The sequence below is a fragment of the Streptomyces sp. BHT-5-2 genome, assembly GCF_019774615.1.
Classification (GTDB): domain Bacteria; phylum Actinomycetota; class Actinomycetes; order Streptomycetales; family Streptomycetaceae; genus Streptomyces.
In genome coordinates, this window is sequence record NZ_CP081497.1 from 954,862 (window position 1) to 978,538 (window position 23,677).

At 71.9% G+C, this 23,677-nt stretch carries 21 protein-coding genes and 1 pseudogene; 9 read left to right on the top strand and 13 right to left on the bottom strand.

The genetic code is table 11. The features are described from left to right. The first annotated feature begins 58 nt into the window (after nt 1-58). Nucleotides 59-922, top strand: a complete 864-nt coding sequence (locus K2224_RS32135; protein WP_221910696.1) for a geranyl diphosphate 2-C-methyltransferase — start codon at nt 59-61, stop codon at nt 920-922. Between the two features lie 15 nt (nt 923-937). Here the strand turns inward: K2224_RS32135 and K2224_RS32140 are convergent, their stop codons facing one another. Both K2224_RS32140 and K2224_RS32145 read right to left on the bottom strand, forming a co-directional pair. Continuing rightward, complete coding sequence (locus K2224_RS32140) at nt 938-2,422, bottom strand: NADH-ubiquinone oxidoreductase-F iron-sulfur binding region domain-containing protein (RefSeq protein ID WP_260693604.1); 1,485 nt, start codon at nt 2,420-2,422, stop codon at nt 938-940. Continuing rightward, nucleotides 2,419-3,156, bottom strand: coding sequence for a hypothetical protein (locus K2224_RS32145; protein WP_221910697.1), 738 nt, complete (start codon nt 3,154-3,156; stop codon nt 2,419-2,421). Before K2224_RS32145 ends, K2224_RS32140 begins: the two co-directional genes overlap by 4 nt. A gap of 625 nt (nt 3,157-3,781) precedes the next feature. Between K2224_RS32145 and K2224_RS32150 the strand changes: the two genes are divergently transcribed. Continuing rightward, a complete protein-coding gene (locus K2224_RS32150; protein WP_260693895.1) occupies nt 3,782-4,141 on the top strand; it encodes a YciI family protein in 360 nt (119 codons plus the stop codon). A 470-nt stretch (nt 4,142-4,611) separates the two neighbouring features. On the opposite strand, the gene K2224_RS32155 is transcribed toward K2224_RS32150, so the two are convergent. The 6 genes and pseudogenes from K2224_RS32155 to K2224_RS32180 form a co-directional block, all read right to left on the bottom strand. Continuing rightward, nucleotides 4,612-5,865: an RNA polymerase sigma factor gene (locus tag K2224_RS32155; RefSeq protein ID WP_221910699.1), complete on the bottom strand. Its 1,254-nt coding sequence runs from the start codon at nt 5,863-5,865 to the stop codon at nt 4,612-4,614. Then, nucleotides 5,862-6,326 (bottom strand): SDR family oxidoreductase, encoded by a 465-nt coding sequence (locus K2224_RS41485; protein ID WP_313904812.1) that lies wholly within the window; start codon nt 6,324-6,326, stop codon nt 5,862-5,864. Before K2224_RS41485 ends, K2224_RS32155 begins: the two co-directional genes overlap by 4 nt. Continuing rightward, nucleotides 6,323-6,691, bottom strand: coding sequence for a YciI family protein (locus K2224_RS32165; protein WP_221910700.1), 369 nt, complete (start codon nt 6,689-6,691; stop codon nt 6,323-6,325). The genes K2224_RS41485 and K2224_RS32165 overlap by 4 nt, the downstream gene beginning before the upstream one ends. 332 nt (nt 6,692-7,023) lie before the next feature. After that, the gene (locus K2224_RS32170; RefSeq protein WP_221910701.1) at nt 7,024-7,584 is read right to left on the bottom strand and encodes a hypothetical protein; all 561 of its coding nucleotides are present in this window, start codon (nt 7,582-7,584) and stop codon (nt 7,024-7,026) included. A gap of 116 nt (nt 7,585-7,700) precedes the next feature. After that, nucleotides 7,701-7,928 (bottom strand): hypothetical protein, encoded by a 228-nt coding sequence (locus K2224_RS32175; protein ID WP_221912313.1) that lies wholly within the window; start codon nt 7,926-7,928, stop codon nt 7,701-7,703. Nucleotides 7,929-8,121: 193 nt separating this feature from the next. Continuing rightward, nucleotides 8,122-8,462: pseudogene (locus K2224_RS32180) on the bottom strand (hypothetical protein). A gap of 726 nt (nt 8,463-9,188) precedes the next feature. On the opposite strand from K2224_RS32180, the gene K2224_RS32185 reads away from it, so the two are divergent. The 4 genes from K2224_RS32185 (at nt 9,189) to K2224_RS32200 (ending at nt 12,761) form a co-directional block, all read left to right on the top strand. Further along, a complete protein-coding gene (locus K2224_RS32185) occupies nt 9,189-10,103 on the top strand; it encodes an alpha/beta fold hydrolase (protein WP_221910702.1) in 915 nt (304 codons plus the stop codon). A gap of 404 nt (nt 10,104-10,507) precedes the next feature. Beyond that, nucleotides 10,508-10,927: a molybdopterin-binding protein gene (locus tag K2224_RS32190; RefSeq protein ID WP_221910703.1), complete on the top strand. Its 420-nt coding sequence runs from the start codon at nt 10,508-10,510 to the stop codon at nt 10,925-10,927. A 117-nt stretch (nt 10,928-11,044) separates the two neighbouring features. Then, nucleotides 11,045-11,869, top strand: coding sequence for a M55 family metallopeptidase (locus tag K2224_RS32195; RefSeq protein WP_221910704.1), 825 nt, complete (start codon nt 11,045-11,047; stop codon nt 11,867-11,869). Between the two features lie 196 nt (nt 11,870-12,065). Then, complete coding sequence (locus K2224_RS32200) at nt 12,066-12,761, top strand: HdeD family acid-resistance protein (protein ID WP_221910705.1); 696 nt, start codon at nt 12,066-12,068, stop codon at nt 12,759-12,761. 131 nt (nt 12,762-12,892) lie between these two features. On the opposite strand, the gene K2224_RS32205 is transcribed toward K2224_RS32200, so the two are convergent. After that, entirely contained in the window at nt 12,893-13,648 is a 756-nt protein-coding gene (locus tag K2224_RS32205; protein WP_221910706.1) for an alpha/beta fold hydrolase, read from the bottom strand. 1,213 nt (nt 13,649-14,861) lie between these two features. Between K2224_RS32205 and K2224_RS32210 the strand changes: the two genes are divergently transcribed. Beyond that, nucleotides 14,862-15,785 (top strand): C1 family peptidase, encoded by a 924-nt coding sequence (locus K2224_RS32210; protein WP_221910707.1) that lies wholly within the window; start codon nt 14,862-14,864, stop codon nt 15,783-15,785. Between the two features lie 207 nt (nt 15,786-15,992). Here K2224_RS32210 and K2224_RS32215 read toward each other — a convergent pair whose 3' ends face one another. Continuing rightward, the gene (locus tag K2224_RS32215; protein ID WP_221910708.1) at nt 15,993-16,553 is read right to left on the bottom strand and encodes a DinB family protein; all 561 of its coding nucleotides are present in this window, start codon (nt 16,551-16,553) and stop codon (nt 15,993-15,995) included. A gap of 98 nt (nt 16,554-16,651) precedes the next feature. Here K2224_RS32215 and K2224_RS32220 point away from each other — a divergent pair, with 98 nt between their 5' ends. Continuing rightward, complete coding sequence (locus K2224_RS32220) at nt 16,652-17,488, top strand: hypothetical protein (RefSeq protein ID WP_221912081.1); 837 nt, start codon at nt 16,652-16,654, stop codon at nt 17,486-17,488. A 62-nt stretch (nt 17,489-17,550) separates the two neighbouring features. Here K2224_RS32220 and K2224_RS32225 read toward each other — a convergent pair whose 3' ends face one another. Continuing rightward, entirely contained in the window at nt 17,551-18,291 is a 741-nt protein-coding gene (locus K2224_RS32225; protein WP_313904813.1) for a (2Fe-2S)-binding protein, read from the bottom strand. Nucleotides 18,292-18,694: 403 nt separating this feature from the next. Here K2224_RS32225 and K2224_RS32230 point away from each other — a divergent pair, with 403 nt between their 5' ends. Further along, complete coding sequence (locus K2224_RS32230) at nt 18,695-21,466, top strand: tetratricopeptide repeat protein (RefSeq protein ID WP_221910709.1); 2,772 nt, start codon at nt 18,695-18,697, stop codon at nt 21,464-21,466. A gap of 64 nt (nt 21,467-21,530) precedes the next feature. Here the strand turns inward: K2224_RS32230 and K2224_RS32235 are convergent, their stop codons facing one another. Both K2224_RS32235 and K2224_RS32240 read right to left on the bottom strand, forming a co-directional pair. After that, complete coding sequence (locus tag K2224_RS32235; protein ID WP_221910710.1) at nt 21,531-22,949, bottom strand: HAMP domain-containing sensor histidine kinase; 1,419 nt, start codon at nt 22,947-22,949, stop codon at nt 21,531-21,533. Next, entirely contained in the window at nt 22,946-23,668 is a 723-nt protein-coding gene (locus tag K2224_RS32240) for a response regulator transcription factor (RefSeq protein ID WP_221912083.1), read from the bottom strand. The genes K2224_RS32235 and K2224_RS32240 overlap by 4 nt, the downstream gene beginning before the upstream one ends. Between the last annotated feature and the right edge of the window lie 9 nt (nt 23,669-23,677).

Genomic DNA, 23,677 nt, shown 5'->3' on the forward strand with positions numbered 1-23,677 from the left:
CCGCCACCACGCGGTCTTGCCTCTCCCCTCCCTCCGCATGCAGTCAAGGAGCACCCGCATGACCACCACCCCCCTTTCCCCCGCGGCGCCGGTGCTGCGCACGGCCTACCAGAAGTCCGTAGCGGAGTACTGGAACAACGAGAAGGACCCGGTCAACCTCAGCCTGGGCGATGTCGACGGCCTGTACCACCACCACTACGGGCTCGGCGACTACGACCCCTCGGTCCTGGAAGGGCCCGAGGAGACTCGCGACGCCCGCATCATCGAGGAACTGCACCGACTGGAGTCGGCACAGGCCGACACCCTCCTCGACCACCTCGGCCCCATCGCGCCCGAGCACCGCCTCCTCGACGCCGGATGCGGCCGCGGCGGCAGCAGCATCATGGCCAACGCGCGCTTCGGCTGCCAGGTCGACGGGGTCTCCATCTCCCAGGCACAGGTCGACTTCGCCAACGGCCAGGCACACAAGCGCGGTGTGGACGACAGGGTGCGCTACCACTTCCGCAACATGCTGGACACCGGCTTCCCGACCGGCGCCTTCCAGGGCATCTGGAACAACGAGTCCACCATGTACGTCGACCTGTTCGCGCTCTTCGCCGAGCACGCGCGCCAACTGGCCTTCGGCGGCCGCTATGTCGTCATCACGGGCTGCTACAACGACGTGACCGGCGGCCGTTCCAAGGCGGTCAGCCGGATCGACGAGCACTACACCTGCAACATCCACCCCCGCAGCGCCTACTTCAAGGCACTCGCCGCCAACGGCCTGGTGCCGATGAACGTCGTCGACCTCACGGCGGCCACCATTCCGTACTGGGAGCTGCGCGCCCGGTCCTCCCTCGCCACCGGCGTCGAGGACCCGTTCCTGACCGCGTACCGCGAGGGCAGCTTCCACTACCTCCTGATCGCCGCCGACCGCGTCTGACCAGCCCTCCGGGCGTCATCCCCCGGGTCGCCGGAGCCGCAGTGCCAGGGCCGGGCACTGGTTCACGGCCCGCCGGGCGCCGTGCTCCTGCCAGCGGGAGACCGGGACGGCGGGGGCGGCGGGGTAGCCGTGCGGGCCGAGCCGGACGAGGCCGGGGGCCAGCACGGCGCACAGACCGTGGCCGGCGCAGCGGGACCAGTCCACCTCCAACCGGGCGCCCTTCGCCGGCGGCAGGGGCAGTACACCACGGACCGGACGGCCGCAGCCGGGGCCGGACAGGTGGGCCGCGACGTCCGCGGAGAAGACGTCGAGCGCGGTGAGCACGAAGCGGGCCGTGCCGTCGGGGTGCGAGCAGGCACCACCGCCCTGTGCCGCGCCGAGGGCCCGCCGGGCGCTCTCCAGCACCGCGGGCTCGGCAGCACCGGCGGCCAGCAGCGCCAGGGCCTCGGCGGCGTCGGGCAGGCCGTGCCTGCACGGTCCGCACTGTCCGGTGGACTCGGTCGCCAGCCATGCCGTGACCCGGGCGAGCTCGCCGAGCGGGCAGGTGTCGTGGGGAAGCACGACGATCGCGCCCGCACCGAGGGCTCCGCCGAGGGCGGTGAGCCCGGCCCGGGAGAGCGGTGCGTCCACGGCGACCGACGGGTGCAGCCAGGCACCGTGGTAGCCGCCCACCAGCACCCCGGCCCCCGGCTGGAGACCGCAGGCAGCCAGCACCGGGCCCAGCCGGGCGCCGGTGGGAACCTCGACCACCAGCGGGACGGCGCCCGGCCGGTTGACGGTCAGCAGGGTCGTGCCTGGTTCGGCGGCGGTGCCGACCGCCGCGTAGGCGTCGGGCCCGAGCCGGGCCGCGATGGCGAGCTGGGCCCAGGTCTCGGCGTTGCAGAGCAGCGTCGGGCGGCGCCGCACCCCGCCCGCACCGCCGTCGGCCGCGCGGGCCTTCAACGGTGCCGGCACCACCGGCAGACCGTTGATCCCGCGGACCAGGGCCCCGGACTCGCCGGAGGCGAAGCGTTCGGGCAGGCACACGGTCCGGGCCGGACAGGGCAGTTCGCGCTCGGCGAGGGCGGCCGGGACCGATATCTCGCCGGGGCTTCCGGCGGCGACGCCGATCACGATCTCCTCGGCGCCGAACGCGGCCGCCGCCAGGCAGGCACCGTCCAGCACCAGGTGCGGCGTGCGGGCCAGGAGCATCTTGTCCTTGGCGCTGGCCGGCTCGCCCTCGGCGCCGTTGATCACGATGACGGGCGGCGCCCCGGTGCGGTCAGAGGCGGTGAGCGTGGCCCGCGCCTTGCGGGCGAACGGGAAGCCGGCGCCGCCGCGGCCGGGCAGGCCGACGGCCTCGGCCAGGGTGAGCAGCGCGTCCCGGCCCGGTGCCGGGAGCGGCGGATGGACCCGGGCGTGCGCGGCCAGGTCCAGGCGCTGGTGGCGGTCCAGTCCCGCGGCCAGCCGGGCCGCATCCAGCCAGCCGACCTCGGGCAGCTCCAGAGGGGTGCCTTTCACTCGCCGCTCCCCGGCCGGGCGGCCCAGGCGTTCGGGCGGACGCCGGTGTGGGGACGGGCGGACAGGGCGGCCAGTGCTGCCGGGCGGGTGGCGGTGGGACGGTATGCCTTGACACCCCGCCGGCTCCGGCTCAGGTTCCGGCGCCCGCCCAGGTAGGAGAGGCCACGGACGATCAGCGCGAGGGCGATCAGGGCCGCGCACAGACCGTAGCCCCAGACCACCCAGGCGTGTGCCCGGCGTCCGGCCGTCAGCCCGTGCGCCAGCGCGATCGGCCAGCAGACGTACGCCGTCGAATGCAGGACGCGCCAGAGCCAGGGGCGGCGGCTGCTGGCGAACCGGCCGCGGAGCACGCCGGTGACCGCGACCAGGACGAGCAGATCGGCGGCGACGGTGCCCAGGCACACCGCGAGGGCGGCGCCGCCGGTGAACGGGGCCACCGCGGTCTGTGCGGTGGTGTGCCGCTCGATCACCTTGACTGCGATGTGGGTGGCGAGGAAGCCGAGGGCCGCGACGGCGCTCGCCCGGTGCACCGACTGCACGGCCACCCGCAGCCGTGGGGTCAGCACCAGCCGGTCGGTGGCGGCCAGACCGCAGGCCACCACGGCAGTCAGTGAGAGCAGGGTGAAGACGCCGGCGAAGTGGTCCAGGAAGGCCATCGCCCGGCCGGCCACCCCGGCAACTCCGGCCGGCGCAGCGCCGACCGGCGGTCGGACGAGCAGGGCGACGCTGGACATGGGACACCTTCTTCCGTGCGCTCGGGCCGGGAGGCCGAGGCCAGGGCGGGGCCGGATGCGGAATCCCGCATGCCCGCGTCGGGGAAGGGCACCGCCGGGGTGGGGCATCGGCGGCACTGGACGACAGCGGACATTGTTAGCGCGTACCGCGGCCAGTGACAACGGTCGCCGAGGGGGCCCACGACCGTGCCGTATCCCCGCATCGGCACCGGTTTGTCGGACGCCGACCGGGAGTTGTGGTCCACGGCCCCGCGTAGTAGACGCCCGGACCCGCGTGACCAAGCTCACCCGCGCGGGAGGCGCCGGCCATGATCCCGGTCCCGGCCGTACACCGCCCGGGTCCACCCGTCATTCCGTGGTGCCCGAGTGCTCCGCGGGGCGCCAGGCCCGGGACCTCCTCGCCCCGCTGCGCGCCGTCGCCCGGCCGCTGCTCGGCACCTGGGGTCCGGCCACGCCGCCCGCCGTGGTCCGCACCCGTATGGGCCCCACCGCCCCATGCCCGTCGTCGGAGGGCGGCCTGGCTCACGCGGAGCCGGAACGATGTCGAATCCCGGCCACCGGCACCGACTTACCGGCGAGTGACGTCCGCAGGAGGCTTCCGCCGTGAGGAGCGCAGGTGAGGTACATGCTGATGCTGCACATGGATCCCGCCGCGTGGGACACCCTCGGTGACGCGGCCCGGGAGGAGTTCGTGCAGGGACACCGTGCCTTCCACCACACCGTCGCGGACGCCGGCGAACTGGTCGCCGCCCACACCCTGACCCATGTCTCCCAGAGCACCGTGGTCCGGGTGTCCGACGGCGCGGTCTCGGTCACCGACGGCCCGCTCCTGGCCACCCCGCTTTCGTTCACCGGCTTCTACCTCGTCGACTGCGAAACCGTCGACCGCGCCCACGAGTTGGCCGCCCTGCTCCCCGAGGCCCGCACGGCCGGACTGGGCATCGAGGTGCGGCCGCTCATGCTGCCGTCCGGCATCGAGATGTAGCCGGGCGGACGACCTCGACCGCGCACCCGCTCACGAACGCCGAGTGCGCCGCCTTCAGCAGCGCCGCACAGGCGACTGGCCTCGGCCGCGGCCCCCGCGACGGTCTCCCGTGCCCGCTCGGTGGCCGCCGCGTCCCGCCCCGCCGGCAGGGCACCGCCAACCCGAGGGCGCCACCGAGGTGTTTGGCGGTCTCGGCTGGCGACGCGGCCGAACCCGCGCGCTCGGGCGGAACCGAACCGACCACCAGCCCGGTAGCCCAGCACCGTCTGGCGCAGCTGGGTCACGGTCGGACCGGCACCCGCCAGGACCCTGCCGGCCGGCGCCAGTGTCGACAGGATGAGCGTGAACGAGCGACATGCCGTGCGTCTCCTCGCTCGTCAGGATGGCGTTCACGACGTCGTCGGAGCGGACGGCGGATTCTTGGGCCGGAGCGCGGAACTCTTTCCCCGACGGGCGGTGCCGCGCGCGGGTCAGCCGGCGGTGTCGCTCAGGCGGTCCGCCCGGGACTCCAGGAACCGCCGCTCGGGCAGGCTCGCGGTACGGCGCGCCGCCTCCCGGTAGCTCTCGCGGGCCGCGGCACGGTCACCGGCCATCTCCAGCAGATGGCCGCGCACGGCGTGCAGCCGGTGGTGGTCGGCCACCCGGCCGTCCTCCGCCAGCGGCCGCAGCAGGTCCAGGCCGGCCCGGGGGCCGTGCGCCATGGCCGCCGCCACGGCGTGGTTGAGCGTCACCATCGGGTTGGGCGAGACCTGCTCCAGAAGGCGGTAGAGGATCACGATCTGCGGCCAGTCGGTCTCGTCGGCGGCGCCCGCCTCGGCGTGCACCGCGGCGATGGCGGCCTGCAACTGATACGGGCCCATCGGCTGACGGGCCAGCGCCTCGGCGGTCAGCTCGATACCTTCCTTCAGGGCCACCCCGTCCCAGCGGGTGCGGTCCTGTTCGGCGAGCGGGACGAGACCGCCGTCGTCGTCGGTCCGCGCGGGGCGCCGGGCATCGGTCAGCAGCATCAGCGCCAGCAGGCCCGTGACCTCCGGGGTGTCGGGCAGTGCCCGGCGCAGTGCGCGGGTCAGCCGGATCGCCTCACGGGTCAGCTCGACCTGGTGCAGATCGGCGCCGGAGGTGCTGGTGTACCCCTCGTTGAAGATCAGGTAGAGCACGTGCAGGACGACGCCGAGCCGCTCGGGGCGGTCCTCGGGCGGGGGGAGTTCGAACGTCGCGCCGGCCGTCCGGATGCGCTGCTTGGCGCGGCTGATGCGCTGCGCCATCGTCGCCTCCGGCACCAGGAAGGCCCGCGCGATCTGACTCGTCGTCAGTCCGCCGCAGGCCCGCAGGGTCAGCGCCAGTTGGGACGAGGGGGAGATGCTGGGGTGGCAGCAGAGGAAGAGCAGGATGAGCGAGTCGTCCTGGCCGGCGGCGTGGAAGTCGGCGGGGCCGGACTCCGCCGGCTCGTCGGCGCGGACCATGGCCGCGACCGTGGCCTCCCTGCGGCGCCGGGCGATGTCGCTGCGGGCCCGGTCGGCGAGCCGGCGGTAGGCGACCGTCGTCAGCCAGCCCAGCGGATTGTCCGGGACGCCGTCCTTGCGCCACTGCACGATCGCGTCGAGCAGCGCGTCCTGGGCGGCGTCCTCGCAAGCCTCGAACCGGCCGTGGCGGCGCACCAGGGTGCCCACCACCTGGGGAACGAGGTCCCGCAGCAGCGCCCCGACGTCGCTGTCGCCGTTCACCGGGCGCCCCGGCGACGCCCCGGGAACGCGGGGCCGACACCCGCTGCGGCACTCATCCGAATTCCAACCATCCCCGAAGACGTGGCTCGCGGTGCTGGCGGGCGCCCCGGCAGCGCACGGCGACACGGTACCGCAGGCCCCGGGCGCCGTGCCGCTGCCAGGCATCCGACGAACTTCCTGACCTCGTCGGTCCACATCGGGCCCGGCGCCACGCTGTTGACCCGGACGCCCTGCGGTCCCCGCTCGGTGGCCAGGCTCTGCGCGAGCGCCGGCAGCCCCGACTTGGGCGAACAGCACGGACAGCCGCGGCGCCGCGTAGACGTCCACCTCCGCGCCCAGGAGGATGTCGTCGCGTTCGGTCTCGCAGCGCCCGGTGTGCGGCGGCACCACTCGATTCCGGGCGGCCGGACACCCGAGGGGGAGCGGGGCCCGGGGGCACGGGACCCCCGGGCGGGAGTCACGCCGAAGCGCCGTCGCTGAAGACGATCGGCCGGACCTCGATTCCCAGTCCCTCCACCGCGGCGTCCGGGATCATCGCGGCGAGCTCGTGGGCGCGGTCCCGGTCCTTGACCTCGACGACGTAGAAACCGCCGACGAATTCCTTGGACTCGGCGTACGGACCGTCCGTCACCGCCGGCACCCCGCCGCGCACCCGCACCACGGAGCTCTGGTCGGTACCGGCCAGCGCCAGGGTGCTGACGAACTCGCCGGTCTCCTTGATCTTGTTCATGAACTCGCCATGGCCCTGGAAGACGGCGTTCCGCTCCTCCTCCGACAGCGCGTCCATGACCTCGGCGTTCGGGTACATCATGATCAGGTACTTCATGGTGTTGCTCCTTACGACGTGAGGCGTCCAGTGCGCCTCGTTCGCCCCTTCGTCGGTGCCGGTGCGCCGTTCTCTACATCGACGCCGAAGATTCTTTCCGGCCGCCGGTCACCCGGCAACGCACCGGCTCCGACCTGCGGCGATTCTCGCCGTGCGGGGCGCCGGCGGCCGGTCAGCGGGTCACCACCGCCCGGCACCGCACGTCCCCGGCAGGCGTGGGACGTCCGTGGCGGCCCGGTAGGACGGGCCGGTGGCCAGGATGACGTCGGCGCCGCCCGCCGCGCGCCGCCCGCCGCGCGCAGGGTGCGGCCGCGTCGCACGTCCCGGTGGGGTCAGGGCCGTCCGGTCGGAGCCGGGTTTCCCGACGTGCCGTTGCGCGGGGTCAGGCACAGGAGGTAGGTGTGCGTGATCCGGTGGTGGTGGACGGTGGTGTAGTACTGGCCGTGGTACCGGAAGGTGGCCCCGGGGACGTCCTGGCAGCTGCGGGTGCCGATCAGGCCGTCGTACTCGTACCGCTTCGCCACGGTGTAGTTCGCCGTGGCGTCGGAGCACTTGACCTTCTCGACCTTGCTGCCGGGAGCGGTGTTGGCGGCGTGCACACAGTCGCCGACCTTGGCGTGGCGCGGGCTGGTGTCGGATCCGCCCAGGAAGAAGAACTTCACCACCAGTCCGACGACGATGGCCAGGCACACCACGATGACGCCCCAGCCGACGCAGCCGAAGTTCCAGCGACTCCTGGCCGGGCTCGGGGCCGGGGCCGGGGGTACGGGCTGTGGCGGGTAGGGCTGCTGTGGCTGCTGTCCGTAGGGCGGATACTGGCCGTACTGGGGCGGCTGTTGGGGCGGGAAGCCGTACGGCTGCTGACCGGGCGAACCGGGCGGCGGTGTGGTCATGAGTCCCCCGAAGGCTTGACGTGGATCTGACATGCGCTGGGCAGCCTAACGGGAGGAGCGCAGATCGAGGTGCCCGGGGCAGGCCACCGGCGCCGCACACGTCGGTGCCCGGGCACTCAGTCCCGCAGGCTCTGCGGACGCGGCAGCAGGTCCGGGAAGTCCACCGCGCGGACGGCGCCCTCCGAGGCCGGATGCGGTCGCCAGTCAGGGTCCGAGCACAGCACCAGGGGGCCGCCGGCGGACGAGTCCGGCACGCGACGGTGCGAGCCGCGGACGCACGACGGGTCCAGCGGCACCGCGTCCATGGTGTAGCGCAGGCCCAGGGTGGCAGGCCGGCACGCCACCGGGCCGCGGCCACCGCTCACCGCGGCCGCGGCCCGGCCCCAACCTCGTCGACCACGTGCGGCGCCCGGCCCGCGGAACCCGCGGGCCGGCCGCTGCGCACCTGACCCCATGCGCGATGCGGACGACAAGGCCGGTATGACGTCACCCGCCCAGCGCGGCATGCGCCCTGCGCGGGTGACCGTATGTGGGTGCTCAACGCCTCCGGAACACCAGGTGCGTGACCCCGCCGGCGCTGGGCACCGACTCCAGATGGAAACGGTCGGGCAGTTCGGTGTGGCTCTTCCGCAGCCGCTCGCCCCGTCCGGTCACCGGCGGCCTCCGTCGCCCGCGCCAGTGCCTCGGCCGGCTTCGCGTCGAGGAAGTGGAACGTGGTGTCGCCCAGGGCGGTTCACCCAGCTGGCAGTGGCGCCTGCCCGGGAGAAGAGCGGAGCGGGGTCCGCGTGCCCGAAGGGCCGCTCCAGGCACTGCCCCTCACCGGCACCGACCCCGTCCCGGGAGACGTTGAAGCACTGCACCCGCAACAGCTGTGACATGCGTCCTCCATCTGGCGCCGCACCGAACCCAGCGCCGGGAAGACGACAACGAACGAGGACAAGGCGCTTACGGTGCTCGTGCGTTGAGCAACGAGCCGCGTCCCGCCGGGGAACTCCGCCGGACGGATGATCCGGGTGCGACCGCCGGTGCCCGGATGCGCACCGTGTGCCCCTGGGGTCACTTCGTCCGTGGGGCACGCTGAGCAGCCGCAGCGAGCGATCGGCCGTCGACGGGCCGTCGCCGGCGCCCGCCGGCAGCCCGTGGACCTGGGCGGCGAGAGCGCTCCGCGTCGTAGGGCGGGATCGGGAAGCCGCCGAGCTTCAGCGTCACCAGCCCGTGCAGGGCGATCCACATCTGAGAGTGCGGAACTGCCGTGCCTGGCAAGTCAGTCGGCCTCGGCGGTGATTCTCTGCCTGGCAGGGACCGCCTGGCAGGGGCCGGCTGGTAGGGTCCCAGTCATGTTCTGCATGTTCGTTCCCCTTCGGATCGCCTGAGACGTCCGTCGCCGCAGTCGCTCGGCGACCGGCACCGACCCAGGAACCCGCGGCAGGCCATCCCCTCTCACGGCACCCGTCCCGCGGACGCGCTGGGCCCCGACCTTTCACGCGCACCGTTGCCGGTGGGCGTGTCCACCTCGCGCGTTGCCCCTGACCAGGCGGTACGCGCTGGTCGACCGCCGCCGTCGGCTTCCGTGCGCCAGGCCACCGGACATTGGACTGATCCGTATGACATCCACCTCCACCTCCACCTCCACCTCCACCAACTCGTCCCGTCCGCGCCGGGATCGCGCGGCGAGCCCGACGTTCGTCCTGGTGCACGGCGTGTGCACCAATTCGTTGATGTGGGCCCCGCTCCAGCGGGAACTGGCGCTGCTCGGTCACCGCAGCCTCGCCGTCGACCTTCCGGGGCACGGCTTCGACGCGCAGTACCCGACCGCCTATCAGGCGCCGCAGGACCTGGACGCGTGGGCGGCCGAGCCGTCGAAACTGGCCGGGGTCACCCTCCAGGACAACGTCGACATGGTCGTCGACGTCGTCCGGCGGATGGCCGGTCACGGGCCGGTGGTACTGGTGGGCGCCAGCCTCGGCGGAACCACCATCACCGGCGTGGGCAACACCGTCCCGGACCTGGTGAGCCGGCTCGTCTACATCTCCGGCTGGTCGTGCGTACAGCGCGCCAACCCCATCGAGTACATGCAGGAGCCCGAGTTCGGTGACAACCTGCTCGCACCGCTGGCCGCGCTGAACGTCGGCGATCCCACCGAACTCGGCGTCGGCCGGGCCAACTACCGCACCGCCGACCCGGTCATGCTGTCCGCGCTCAAGGCGTCGATGATGGCGGACGCCACCGATGAGCAGTTCCGGGCCTTCCTGAACATCCTGCAACCGGACGAGTCCCTGGCGGTGATGACGTCCGACGCGCGTGGTCACGCCGACACCTGGGGCACCATCGCCCGCACCTACATCCGTCTCACCGACGACCGGTCGCTCCCCGTGGCCATGCAGGACCGCCTGATCGCCGAAGCGGATGCCCTGACGCCCGACAACCCGTACGACGTGCACACGCTGGCCACCAGTCACGTCGGGTTTCTGCTCAGGTCGGCGGAGGTGGCCGGCATCCTCGATCAACTGACCGTCTGATCCGAAGGCGCCGGACCGGGCCGCTTTCCGGCGGGCGCTCTCGCCTTCCCGCCCCCTGCGGGATTCCGCACTGATTGCTGTTTGCTGATCGACGATTGGCAAATGCTGAGCCCGGCAGGGATCTGGTGTGGCAGCTGCCGCCGTGAAAAGGCCCTCAGGATATTTTTTGCAGTGGAACGGGATTTTCTCGTGGCGGGGGGGGGGTGGGCGAGGTCTTTGCGGGAACGGCTCGTTGTCTCAACTTGCCTGTGGCCTTGCGCGGAATGCGCCATGCGGCTCCGCGCATTCGGTTGGCAAATGTGACACGATCACAATGGCCGGGGTTTCCGTCCGATAGCGTCAGTCACGATGTCGGTCACACCGTGCCCGCCATTCCGATTCCGGATTTGTGAGGGGTTCGAGCCATGGGTATGTCCATTCGTAACCAGATTCCCGGCACCGTCACCGCCGTCGCCGTCGGCGAGGCCATGGCTTCTGTGAAGGTGCGCCTGGCCGGCGGTCAGGACATCACCGCCGCGATCACCGCCGAGGCCGTCAAGGACCTGGGGCTGGCCGAGGGTTCCGCCGTCAAAGCCCTGGTGAAGTCCACCGAGGTGGCCCTCGCGACCGGCCCGGTCGAGGGCGTCTCCATCCGCAACCAGATCCCCGGCACCGTCGTCGACGTCGCGACCGGCGGGGCCATGGGCTCGGTGAAGGTCACCGTGGAGGGCGGCGAACTGACCGCCGCCATCACCAAGGACGCCGTCGAGGCTCTCGGCCTGGCCTCCGGGACCTCCGTCGTCGCGCTGATCAAGTCGACCGAGATCTCCCTCGCCGCCGCCTGAGCAGCCCCGCAGCACCACCCACGAGGGCCGCGCACGTCATCTCCACGGTGCACCCGACGCACAACGGGGTAGGTCGGAACGACACCACCGCACACCACCGCACACGTGGAGCTGCTTGTGAGGATCTTTGTGTCGTCCGACATGGAAGGCACCGCCGGCGTCGTCGACTGGACGCAGTGCCGCCCGCCGGAGCCCGAATACGCCTACTACCGGGGCCTGTTGCAGGAGGAGGTCAACGCCGCCATCGAGGGTGCCATGGCCGGCGGTGCGACCGAGTTCCTGGTCAACGACTCGCACGGGAAGATGGCGAACCTGCGCCCCGACACCCTGGCGGGCCGGGCGCGTTGTCTCTCCGGCCGGCACAAACCCCTGTACATGATGCAGGGCCTGGACCCGTCGTTCGACGGCGTCTTCTTCGTCTCGTACCACGGCTCGATGGCGGGTGCGCCGGCCGCCCTCTCGCACACCTACAACCCGCGGGCGATCAGCGAGGTGCTGCTCAACGGCGTCACCGCGGGGGAGAGCGGGATCAACGCGCTGGTGGCGCTGGGACACGGCGTGCCCGTGGTGCTGATCACCGGGGACGATACGACGGCCGCCGAGATCGAGCCGTTCTGCCCGCGCATCCACAGCGCCGTGGTCAAGTCGTCGGTGTCCCGGTTCGCCGCCGACAGCCTGCACCCCACCGAGGCCCGGGCCCTGATACGCCAGGCCGCCTACGAGGCGGTGCGTGCCCTGCCCCAGGCAGACCCGCCGGGCATCGTGCTGCCGGCTACCCTCACCGTACGTTTCCGCAACCCCGACCTTGCGGAGATGGCCACCTGGATCACCGGCATCGAACGCGCCGACGCCGTCACCGTCCGCCTGACCGACGAGGACCCGATCCGTCTCTACCGCAGGTTCGTCACCGCGGTCCTGCTCACGCGGGGTATCGCGGAGTGACGGTGCGGTGCGGCGAACGGGCCGGATTCGTGCAGGGGGCGCAGCAGACCACCCCCTGTCACGAGGCGACTCCCGACCGTTGCGGGGTGGGCGCCGGCTCTCCCCGAGCGGGACGGGGCCGAAGGAGTGACGATGGAACGGAACCGGAAAGCCCTGACCTGATCGAGCTGGGCCCTGAGAGAGGGAGGCAGGCAGCATGACATTCCCCTCCGATCCTGCGGGCGGTGGCCCGCCACGTGAGTCCCGGACCGAGGCGATGTCCTCACCGGCCAACGAAACCCTGGGCGCCCTGGCGAACCTCGGCTGGCAAGCCCTGATCACCATCGGTCTGGCATCGATCGCGCTGGGTGTGGTCGTTCTGGCCTGGCCGCACGGGACACTGCGCGTCGTCGGAGTGGCCTTCGGTGTCTACCTGTTGGTCAGCGGTGTCTTCCAACTCGCCGCGGCCTTCGGCGCGCACGTCCCCGGACACCTGCGGGCACTGCACTTCATCACGGGCGCGGTCAGCGTGCTGCTCGGGCTCATCTCCTTCCGGGGCACCCTGCAGTCGATCTTCCTGCTCGCCCTCTGGATCGGCTTCAGCTGGTTGCTGCGCGGCATCATGATGACGGCGGCGGCCGGGTCTGCACCCGCCATACCCGCACGCGGGTGGCAGATGTTCCTGGGAGTCATCACTCTCCTCGCCGGCGTCGTGCTGATCGTGTCGCCGTTCTCCTCGATCGCCGTGCTCACCTTGGTGGCCGGCATCATGGCCATCGTCCTGGGCGTGGTCGAGGTGTTCCACGCCATCCGGCTGCGCGTCGAAGCCGGCCGCCTCACTCCCGGAACCACCGCCAGGCACCACAGGTCCCTGCGGTCCATGTTCCACATGCACCCGCATCCCCAGCACTGACCTCCACACGACTCCTCAGTACTGGCATCCTCAGCACTGGCCCCGCAGCAGTGAACACCTGCTGCGGGGCCAGTTGCGTGAGTTGAGCCGGTTGGGCCCGTCGAGTCAGCGGGCCGGTTCCGTCGGCTGCGTCAGCTGCGGAGGAAGCGCTCCAGGGCGGTGGCGAAGGCCACCGGGACCTCGTACATCGGGTAGTGGCCGGAGTTGGCGAGTACCTCCAGCTCGGCCTGGGGATAGTGGGTGAGCCAGGTGCTGCGCATCGCGTCCGGAGTCAGGGCGAGGTCGTGCTCGCCGACGAAGACCTTCACCGGATGGGGGCTGCCGGCCACTTTGGCGGCGAAGTCCTGGGTGGTCCACTCGGTCAGGTAGGCGGCGAAGGCCCCCGGCCGCGAGACGGCGACCGAGCGGGACGTCATCGCATCCAGCCACCGGTCGCATGCCCGGTGGCCGGTGACCAGGTCGAGGATGGCCCGCCGATGGGCCGGGTTCTGCGCCGCGCCGTGGAACAGCTCGTAGGCGTCGCCGTCGAGTGCGTAGGCGCTGGCCGGGACGGGTGCGACCCCCACCAGCTTGCGCACCCGCTGCGGCGACTGGGCCAGGATGCGCTGTGCCGCCTTGCCGCCCATGGAGTGACCCACCACGGAGAAAGTGTCCCAGCCCAGCTGGTCGGCCAGGGCGAGCGCGTCCGAGGCGATCTCGGCAAGCGTGAACTCGCCGGTCACGTCCCGCCGGTCGCCGTAGCCGCGGTAGTCGAGAAAGGCGTAGCCGAACTCCTCCGGATCCAGATGGTCGAGGAACTGCCCCCAGGCCGCGCTGGTGCCGAACCAGTCATGCAGGACCAGGACCTTGTGCGCGCCGCTTCCGATGGTGCGGTGACTGATCGTCATGCCGAGAGCTCCCGTCGCGTGGAGTGACGGCCGATATTTTCCCCGCCACCGCAGCACTACTCCGCTTTCTCTCGGGTGATGTCGCGGAAGGTTTGGCATGGGCATGATCTTGCTTGATATGACCCGGCCTCACCGTGCGGGCCTTGGCGGCGAGTTCCATGCCGGCGTGCTTTGCGTGCCCCACCCAATCCCATGAGAGAGGAAAGAGAAGGAAAAGGAAGGCGGCGTGGTGGGTGGTGCGTACATCGTTCGCCGGGTCGGCCCCGTCGGTCGTTCGCGCCTCTCTCGACGGTGGCGTCCACCGCGCCCAACCGCCTTCCGTCAACCGTATCTCCCCTGGCCAGGCAAGTGAACCCATGGCCGGCGGCGCCCCACAGGCACCACCAACACCACCGGACGACAAGAGCGGACAACCATCCTGCATCGTGACACACCAGCATGCTTGAGATGTTTGGGTTGTTCACGTCGCATCTGTCTCAACTGGCGGCCGCACCAGGGCTTTCGACGAGATTGACGCGCGGTGCCGGAGCCGCATAACTTCCCACCCCAAGTCGGCCCGCCGAACAGAAGTTCCACCGGAATTCACCGATGGAACCTCCGGCCTCGGCAGTCCGACGCTGCAGGCTCCTTCCCCCCACCCCTGGGAGCCGCCCGAGCACCCCGGCCACTTCCCGACGGCCGGCGGGCACAGGCTGCTTCCCTATGCAAGGAGACTCCGTTGCGGACCTCGCCTGGATCTCGACCACGCCGCCCCGGCGTACCCGCCACCGCACCCTGGCACCCGGCCACAGGCACCCCTGGAGCAGTCCCGAGGTCCCGGCGCTCCATGCGATAGTCAGGCACACGCCTCGGCTCGACAGTCAGCGGCCGCGCCGCTTCCCCGACGGGGTTGTCCCACTCAACGCGCCTGCCCTGCAAGGCCGTTGATGCGTTGCCTGCCGAAGGCCAGTAGGTCGGCCGGTCAGGCCCAGTGCCCAGTGCGGCCCGCCTTGGTCGGCACCGGCGGAACGGACCTCGCAACGGTTCCGTACCGGCACCGGCTCGCGTGACTCCGCACCACCCGGTCACGCACCGCCGGACAGCGGATGCCGGGCACGCCCACCCCCACCCCGTCGCCCGTTCAAGCTCCGCCGGCCGGTCCCGGTCGGCGGCGGTGACCCGCACCGGGTCACCAGAACCGCCATACCTCCATCCCCCTGAGGAGACCCCCCACATGAACCCCTCGCACAAGAAGAAGACGAACAAGAGAGCCCGCGCCATCATCGCCGTGGCCGCCGGCGGTGCCATCGTCGCCGTCTCCGGCACCATTGCCCTGGCCTCGGGTGCGCCCGACAACCCCACCACCGCACACCGCCACTTCGCACTCGGTGCCAAGCTGCCGTCCGGCGGCAAGGTGAGCACCTTCGCCACGCACACCTCGGTCGCCTCGCGCCTCGCGGCCCTCTCTCCGCACAAGGACGGCGCGCCCAACGGCGTGCCGGACAGCGTGGACCTGAGCAAGTACGCGATCGACCCGGGCAACCAGGGACAGGTCGGTTCCTGCGTGTCCTGGGCCATCGACTACTCCGGCTACAGCATCCAGGAGAAGCAACAGGGCATCACCACCGGCCCGCAGGCGCCGATGTACACCTACGCCCAGATAGCCAAGGGCAACGACCAGGGCAGCACCCCGGACGCGACGTTCGGCATCGCGGAGTCGCAGGGCGTCGACTCGAAGGCCGACTACACCCAGGGCGACTTCGACTTCACCAGCCAGCCGACCGACGCCGAGCGTCAGAACGCCGCGCACTGGAAGCTGTCGGGCCACACCCAACTGCACACCGGCAACCAGATACAGGCCGACGTGAAGCAGGCCCTCGCGGACGGTGAGCCCGTCGCCATCTCCCTCCCGGTCCACCAGAGCTTCCAGGACATCACCCAGCAGCAGGCGGCGGACTACTCGTATCAACCGGGCGGCGCCGACGACCCGGTGCTCGGCGGCCACGAGATCACCATCGTCGGCTACAACAACCAGGGCGTCCGCGTCGAGAACTCCTGGGGCGGCAACTGGGGCGACGGCGGCTACATCAACCTCTCCTGGGACTTCCTCGCCGGCCAGGTCCAGGAGGCCAACGCCATCGGCAAGCTCGTCCAGTAGTGCCGGCCGGACGACGGGTGTCGTCTGCGGGCCGCACACCGTGCCGCCCTCGCCTCCCGCACCACGTCGTGCCGCATCGTCCGACCTCTGACCGGTAGCCGTCAGCACGGCAGGGCCCGCACGGAGACTCCGTGCGGGCCTGTGGTGACCTACGGGGAGGGAGCTGTGGAGCACTCTGCGGGGTACGGACGGACCCCTCCCGCCCCGCTACTGGCCCACCCTTCCGTCGACGCACTCGCGCAACAGGTCGGCGTGCCCGGAATGACGGGCGTACTCGTCGATCCTGTGGACCAGCAGTTCCCGCACCGCGATCCCGTCCCGCCCCACGCGCTCGCCCAGGTCCGGATGCTCGGCCAGGGCGGCATCGGTCGCGGCCTGCTCGCGCTCCAGGTCGCGGAAGGCCGCGTCGACCACGGCCGGCTCGGCGATCGCGCCGTGGAAGTCCGAGTCCCGCTCGCCGTACAGCTTCGGCAGCGGGTCGCCGTCGCTGATCCAGTTGCGCCAGCCCCGTTCCACCTCGGCGAGGTGGCGTACCAGACCGAGCAGCGACATCGTCGACGGTGGGACCGACCGGCGTGCCAGTTGCTCCGCATCCAGGCCCTCGCACTTCATCCGCAGCGTCAGGCGGTAGTCCGTCAGAAAGTCCTGCAGCGTCGCCAGCTCGCCGTCCGGACTGGGCCCGTCGTTGTTGCGGGGATCGTCGTCCGGGTCAACCCACATGTCGGGGTGGACAGTTGCCGTGGTCCATCGCGCGGGCTGTTCGCTCATGCGTTGCATGTTGGTGTCCGACGGCCCAGGTGCGCCACTGGGTTTCCTGGGCGACAGGTAGGTTGGTGACACCGTTTGCAAGGAGACGCACCATGTCGATGTCCGACCGCCCCAGAGTTCTGTTCGTCACCGACCTCGCCTACCAGGCCCGGGGACGGCGCTACTGCGACGAGGACATCTTCCTGACCTCCCGGCTGCGCGACGACTTCGATGTCGCTCTGTGCCACCCGCTGGATGCCGCCGCCCTCATGGATGCCTTCGACGCGGTCGTGGTCCGCAACAGTGGGCCCGTCCTGCACTACGAGAAGGAGTACAGCGCCTTCCGGGAACAGGCCGTGGCCGGCGGAACCCGGGTCTACAACCCGCTGTCCGGCCGGGGTGACATGGCCGGCAAGCAGTACCTGCTGGAGCTGACCGCCGCTCGGTACCCGGTCATCCCCACCATCGACCGGCCCGAGGACCTGCACCTGCTGCCCGAGGCCGGCCAGTACGCGGTGAAACCGAAGGCGGGCGCGGACTCCATCGGCCTGTCCTTCGTGTCCCCGCAGCAGTTGGACGGCCTCGCCTACGGCGACATCCTGGTCCAGCCACGCATCGACTTCCGCTACGAGGTGTCCTTCTACTACGTCGACGACGCGTTCCAGTACGCCCTGCACGCTCCCGATCCCGAGCGGCGCTGGGTCCTCGAACCGTATGAGCCCACCGGCGCCGACCTGGCCTTTGCCCGGCGCTTCATCGACTGGAACACCCTCGACCACGGCATCCAACGCGTGGACGCCTGTCGTACCAGGGAGGGCGAACTGCTCCTCGTCGAGTTGGAGGACCTCAACCCGTACCTGTCCCTGGACCTGGTCTCCGACCGCACCCGGGACGCCTTCGTGACGAGCATGACGGAATCCCTGCACCGGTTCCTGGACGCTCGGCCCCGCACCTGAGGCGCAGACGGGCCCGGTCAGGGGCCGCAGCCAAGGCCGTGGGTTTCAACGGGCTTCCGGCCTTACCGTCCGGCCCTCCGCAGTACGCAGTCTCCGCACAGTCCTCCGCCGGGAACGCGGTAGTACAGGCAGCAACTGCGGCGGGAGAACTGCGGAACGGCAGGATCCAGCGTGCCCGAGCCGCGCAGGAGGGGGTCGTCGAGCACGGCTGCGGTCAGTGCCACGGCCCGCTCCGCCGCCTCCTTGCGGCCTGTCCTGCGGCACCAACCGTCCAGCACGCGGAGGGCGCCGACCAGCGCCGATGCCGCGTTGCCCCGCAGCAGCCGGGGAGAGATCGGGCACACGGTGCTGATCGCCCGTTGCAGCGGCACCAGATGACCTTGCACGACCGCTGCTCGCAGTCGGCTCGTCAGGTCTTCCTCGGGGGGCGATGGCCGTGTGGTCGGGGCGGGTAGCCAGAACTCGTCCGGTACGCTCCGGGCCGGATGCCACCACAGGGTGTCGTCGCCGAGGTCGGGGACGCGTCCCGCCAGCGCCGCCGGTGCGAGGGCGATCGACCACAGACGTCCGGCGAGACCCTGGTGGACGAGGGACGCGGCGACTCGCTGCTCTGTCGTGCCGAGCCGCGCGGCCACCACCTCCACCCGCTTGTGCAGCGCCGGTGAGGAGTCCTGTCGGTACAGCTCGGGCAGGGGGAGAAAGCCCTGTTCCCGCGGTGCTCCGGCGTTGGTCCGTACGGAGAAGAACGGGCCCACGGTGGCGGTGTGGCTGAGGGTTTCCGCCATCGGCTCCGGTGGTGGCAACGGTCCTCCTCGGTTCGGGTCGGCCGGTCCGGCCGGGCCCGGTGGCTGCTTCCCCGGCACTCTCGCGGTGCCTGACACTATCGGCTCCGGGCCGGCCCTCGACCTCGGACAGTCGGATCACCTCAACCGCCTCCACGGGGCGTCCGGACCGGCAGAGTGCCCGACCGCCAGACAGGACGTGTATCCGGGCAGTACGGTGGTGCGGTCCCGACCGGGGGACTTGAGGCGGAGAGGTGGGGCCCATGCCGCTGAGCGCAAGTCAGCCGCCGGGCAAGGCACGTTGCGGTCGGCCGTGACCGGCGACGAACACCGAAACCGGAATGGCGACGACCGGGACCCGGGACCCCACGACCGCCGCCGACGGGGCACCACGTCGCGAAGGCATACCTCGGAAGTCGGCTCGGTGACCAACACGCTGCGCGACAGCGTCGTGCACGGCCCCGTCATCATGGCCGGCACCGTCGGCGATGTGCAGGTGACCGTCCAGCAGTCCCCGCACGCCGTACTTCCCGGCCAGGTGGCGCTGGGTGCGATTCCCCTGCTGGCCAGCGCCTTCCAGCCGCGAACGGCGATCCGTGCAGCCTTCGAGGCGGCGGCCCGCGACCGGGCGGCCGGTGTGCGGACTGTGCTGCTGTCAGGCGCGGGCGGGGTCGGCAAGAGCCAGCTCGCCGCGTGGTACGCCCATCAGGCAGTCGCCGACGGTACGGGTCTGGTGCTGTGGGTGGGCGCCGCCGATCCGGCCGGTGTCACCACCACCTATGCCCGTGCGGCCGCCGTCGTCCAGGCCCCCGGCGCGACCGGCGAGAGCGCCGAGCAGGACGCCGCCTGTTTCCTGTCCTGGCTGGCCGGCACCGAGCGCAGCTGGCTGATCGTCCTCGACGATGTCACCGACTTCGCCGCCGACGGTCTGTGGCCCACCGCCGCCAGGCCCGGCCATGGACTGGTGCTCGCCACCACCCGCCGGCGCGACGCCGTGGCGACTGCCGCCGGCCGGGCCCTGGTGGACGTCGACCGCTACACCCCCGAGGAGTCCGCCGCCTACCTGAGCCGGCGGCTCGCCCAGGCAGGCCGCGAGCGTCTCCTCGACGGCCGGGCAGCCGAGCTGGCCGCCGCTCTCGGACACCTTCCGCTGGCACTCGGCCACGCCGCCTCCTACCTGATCAACACCGATCGGACCACCGGCGACTATGTGGAGTTGTTCGCTCGACGCAGTGTCGAACTGGACGCCGTCCTCCCGTCGTCCGCGGACAGTGAGAACTACGGACGTCCGGTCACCACCGCGCTGCTGCTCGCCCTCGACGCGGCCCAGTCACAGGAGCCGCAGGGCCTGGCACTGCCGGCCCTGCGGCTGGCCGCTGTGTTCGCCCCCTCCGGCCACCCGCGAGAGCTGTGGACCACCCAGGCCGTCACCGGCTACCTCGCCAGGCACCGCACCCCACCCGAGGCGCCCGCGGAGAACGACCGTCCCCGGCCCGACTCCCGTTGGTGGCGGCGGTTGCTGCGGCGCAACCGGGCCGCCGGCGCTGCGGCCGACGGCGCCGCAGCCCTGCGCGTCCTGGCCATGCTGCACAACTACAACCTGCTCACCGACCTCGGCCCCGACGGCGGTGCCCACGCCATCACCCTGCACCCTCTGACCGCCCGCGCCGCCCGGGACGCCACGGCCGACGCCGGAAGTGCCCACCGAGCCGCCGTCGAGGCCGTCGGCGAACTGTGGCCGGAGGACGACCGCACCCACCGCGAACTCGCCGCGGCCTTGCGCGCCTGCGTCGACAACGTGGTCGCGTTGGCCGACGACCGGTTCTGGCGGACCGTCGGTGTCGGCATCCGGCACCGGGCCGGTGAGAGCCTCGTCAGCGCGGGCCTGCACGAGGCGGCCATGACGCACTGGCAGCGGCTCCAGAACGACGCCGCACGCATTCTGGGCCCCCGGCACATCGACGCGATCAACTGTGCCGCCGGTCTCGCCGTCGCCTACCAGGCCGCGGGCCGGACCCGCGAGGCCGTCAAGCTCCACGAGCGGCTGCTCACCCGCGCCGAGCGGACGCTCGGCCCGCGGCAACCGCTCACCGTGGCCATTCGGAGCAACCTAGCCGCCTGCTACAGCCGGTCCGGGCGGACCCACGACGCGCTGCTGATCCAACGTCAACTGATGGGTCGGACCAGTCGGGTCGACGGTGGCGACGACGGTTTCGACAGCATCGCCGCCCGGCAGAACCTCGCCGGCTCATACCTGCAGGAAGGCCGACTCGAAGCAGCCCTCACCCTGCTCGAGGAATCCACCGCGGACGCCGAACGGGCGCTGGGCGGCGATCACCCGGACACCCTCGCCGCCCGCCACAACCTCGCGCTCGCCTACCGGACGGCCGGGCGGGTGTCCGAGGCGATCGACGTGGCGGAACAGGTGGTCCTGGCGCGCGAACGGGTCATCGGCGGTGACCACCCCCACACCATCGAGTCCCGTCTCGGCCTCGGGGCCCTCTATGTGCAGAACGGCCGGATCGATGAGGCCGTCACCCTGCTCGAGGAGACCGTCGCGGACGCCGAACGGGCACTGGGCCGCGACCACCCGGACACCCTCGCCGCCCGCCACAACCTCGCGCTCGCCTACCGGGAGGTGCAGGGAGGCGAGGAGGCGCAAGCCCTGCTCCGGCGGTCGCTCGAGGACAGCGAACGAGTACTGGGCACCGACGACCCCATGACCATCCGCCGTCGGCGCGCCCTGGCCGACACCTGCCACACGGCCGGTGACCTCGACCTCGCGATCGAGCTGGAGGAGCGGGCCGTCAGCGATGCCAGGCGGGTGCTCGGCGACAGCGCTCCGGAGACCGTCTTCGCACTGGAGACCCTCGCCGCCTACTACCTGGAGGCCGGCCGTGGTGAGGACTCCATCGCCGTCTTCGAACAGACCCTCCCGGCCGCCACCAAGGCGTTCGGCCCTCACGACCCGACCACCATGGCCGCACGGGGCAACCTCGCGTTTCTCCTGGTGGTGCGGGCCCGCCGGTCCCTGGAGGTCGGCCGGGCCGCAGCCGCGCTCCACGACACCGGCACCGTCATCCGCAGCCTGAGCCCCTATCTGGACGTCGCTGAACCCCAGTACGGGCCCATCCTGCGGGACGCCCGGCAAGTCGCCGAGTCCGCCGGCGGCCGGGGCCGCACTGGTGACGGCTGATCAGCTGGCGGCCGGGAACACCCAGCAGCCGGATCGGGGCCGGCACCGCGGCCGCCCGGCCGGCTCACCCGGCTCGGTTGCCGTGGGGACGGGAGGTGGGGTGCAGCTGGATCACGGCGTCCAGGCCGCCGGTGGGGTGGGCGTGGAGTTCGATGGATCCGCCGCTGGCCTGGGCGAGTTGGCGGGCGATGGTCAGGCCGAGGCCGGTGCCGCCGGGGGAGGTGTTGGGCGCGCGCCAGAAGCGGTCGAAGGCGCGCTCCCGTTCGGCGGTGGTCATGCCGGGGCCCTGGTCGATGATGTGGAGTTGCGCGGGTGGAGCGGTCCGGTGGTGCGGGGCCCGGGCCGGGGCGCGGTGGAGGGTGACGGTGCTGCCGGGGGGCGTGGCGCGCAGCGCGTTGGCCAGGAGGTTGTCGAGGATCTGCTCCAGGGCTCCGGGGATGGCCTGGACGTGGCCGGTGGGTGCGCCGGTGAGCCGGAGGGTGACGTCGAGGTCGGTGGCGAAGGCCGACCAGGTCTCGACCCGGTCGTGGACCACGGCGTCGGCGTCGACGGGGGTGGGGGCGGTGTGGTCTTCCTCCAGGCGGGCCAGGGCGAGCAGCCCGTGGATCATGCGCACCAGGCGGTCGGTCTCGGCGATGGCCTGGTCGAGATGGTGGCGGGCGTCGGCGTTGATGTCGGGTTCGAGGTTCTCCAGGCGGAGGCGGAGCGCGGTCAGGGGGGTCTTGAGCTGGTGGGAGGCGTCGGCGGCGAACCGGTGCTGGGCGCGGAGGAGGTGCTGCAGGCGGGTGGCGGTGCGGTTGAACGTGGCGGCCAGGCGGCGGAGTTCGCGCGGGCCGACGTCGGCTGCGGGGGGCTCGGTCAGGGTGCCGTCGGCGAGCTGGGCGGTGGCGCGTTCGAGCTTGCGCACCGGCCGGGTGGTCCATCGGGCGAGCGTGAGCCCTATCGCCGTCATGGCCGCGAGGACGGCGAGCCCGGCGCCGGCCAGCAGGGCCCAGGCGGTGTGGATGCGTGCGGTGGTGCCGCGGGTGGGGGCGGTGATCCGGACGGCTCCGCGGACGGTGGGCCCGGAGGCGGCGGGCACGGTGACATAGCGGGCCTCGCCGCCTGAGAGGGGGTCGCGGGTGGTGCCACTGGTGCGGTGGTTGTGCAGTGCGGCGATGATGTCCGGTGCGCCGGCGAGGTTCCGTGCCGGTGGGGAGGGGGCCGTGGGGGCGGTGGTGAGCACGGTTCCGTGCCGGTCGACGACCACGGCCTGGGTGTGGTCGCGTCGGATGGCGCCGTTCAGCAGGTGGGGCAGCGCACGGGTGTCGGCGTGCTCGATGTCCTCCTCGGCGAGTTCGGCCAGGACGACCGCGTCGCGTTCGAGGGTGGTGGTGAGCGCGGAGGTCCGGCTGCGCGCGTAGAGGATCCCGAAGGGGATCTCCAGGGTGAGCAGCACGAGCACGGTGAGGGTGAGATAGCTGAGCAGGACGCGGTGGATCACCGGTGGTCCTCGCCTCCGGCGCCGGGGGCGGTCAGCCGGAAGCCGACTCCCCGGACGGTCTCGATCCAGGCGGGGCTGCCGAGTTTGCGGCGCAGGGCGGCGATGTGGACATCGAGGGTCTTGGTCGGGCCGAAGTAGTTGGGGTCCCAGACGGTGTCGAGAATGTGCTGGCGAGAGTAGACGGCGCCGGGGTCCTCGCAGAGCAGGGCGAGGAGGGCGAACTCCTTCGGGGCGAGCGCGACATGCTCCCCCGCGACGTGGACCTTCCTGGTCCGTCGGTCGATGACGAGGTCTCCGACGCGCTGCGGTGCGCTGCGGACGGGGCGCACCCCGTCACCGGGCGTCATGTCGTGGGCCGTCGTGTCGGTGAGGTGGGCGCGGCGGGTGACGGCGCGCATGCGGGCGACGAGCTCCCTGATCCCGAAGGGCTTGGAGAGGTAGTCGTCGGCGCCCAGTTCGAGGCCGACGACGCGGTCGGTCTCGTCACCCCGCGCGGTGATCATGATGATCGGCACACGGGAGCGGGTGCGCAGGGTACGGCAGACGTCGATGCCGTCCATGTCGGGCAGCCCGAGGTCGAGCAGGACCATGTCGGGCACCGGAGCGGCGAGCGCGGCCGCTCCGGTGCCGACCCGGTCGATCACGAAGCCGTAGCGGCCCAGGCCCTCGGCCAGGGGTTCGGCGATGGCGTTGTCGTCCTCGATGAGCAGCACCCGCATGGCCGCAGC

Bases quoted from the DNA above. Each gene is read 5' to 3' on its own strand.
- K2224_RS32240 (WP_221912083.1), bottom strand. From the start codon at position 23,668: ATGCGGGTGCTGCTCATCGAGGACGACAACGCCATCGCCGAACCCCTG.
- K2224_RS32135 (WP_221910696.1), top strand. From the start codon at position 59: ATGACCACCACCCCCCTTTCCCCCGCGGCGCCGGTGCTGCGCACGGCC.
- K2224_RS32185 (WP_221910702.1), top strand. From the start codon at position 9,189: ATGACATCCACCTCCACCTCCACCTCCACCTCCACCAACTCGTCCCGT.
- K2224_RS32150 (WP_260693895.1), top strand. From the start codon at position 3,782: ATGCTGATGCTGCACATGGATCCCGCCGCGTGGGACACCCTCGGTGAC.
- K2224_RS32190 (WP_221910703.1), top strand. From the start codon at position 10,508: ATGGGTATGTCCATTCGTAACCAGATTCCCGGCACCGTCACCGCCGTC.
- K2224_RS32220 (WP_221912081.1), top strand. From the start codon at position 16,652: ATGTCCGACCGCCCCAGAGTTCTGTTCGTCACCGACCTCGCCTACCAG.
- K2224_RS32165 (WP_221910700.1), bottom strand. From the start codon at position 6,691: ATGAAGTACCTGATCATGATGTACCCGAACGCCGAGGTCATGGACGCG.
- K2224_RS32145 (WP_221910697.1), bottom strand. From the start codon at position 3,156: ATGTCCAGCGTCGCCCTGCTCGTCCGACCGCCGGTCGGCGCTGCGCCG.
- K2224_RS32200 (WP_221910705.1), top strand. From the start codon at position 12,066: ATGACATTCCCCTCCGATCCTGCGGGCGGTGGCCCGCCACGTGAGTCC.
- K2224_RS32205 (WP_221910706.1), bottom strand. From the start codon at position 13,648: ATGACGATCAGTCACCGCACCATCGGAAGCGGCGCGCACAAGGTCCTG.
- K2224_RS32215 (WP_221910708.1), bottom strand. From the start codon at position 16,553: ATGAGCGAACAGCCCGCGCGATGGACCACGGCAACTGTCCACCCCGAC.
- K2224_RS32170 (WP_221910701.1), bottom strand. From the start codon at position 7,584: ATGACCACACCGCCGCCCGGTTCGCCCGGTCAGCAGCCGTACGGCTTC.
- K2224_RS32210 (WP_221910707.1), top strand. From the start codon at position 14,862: ATGAACCCCTCGCACAAGAAGAAGACGAACAAGAGAGCCCGCGCCATC.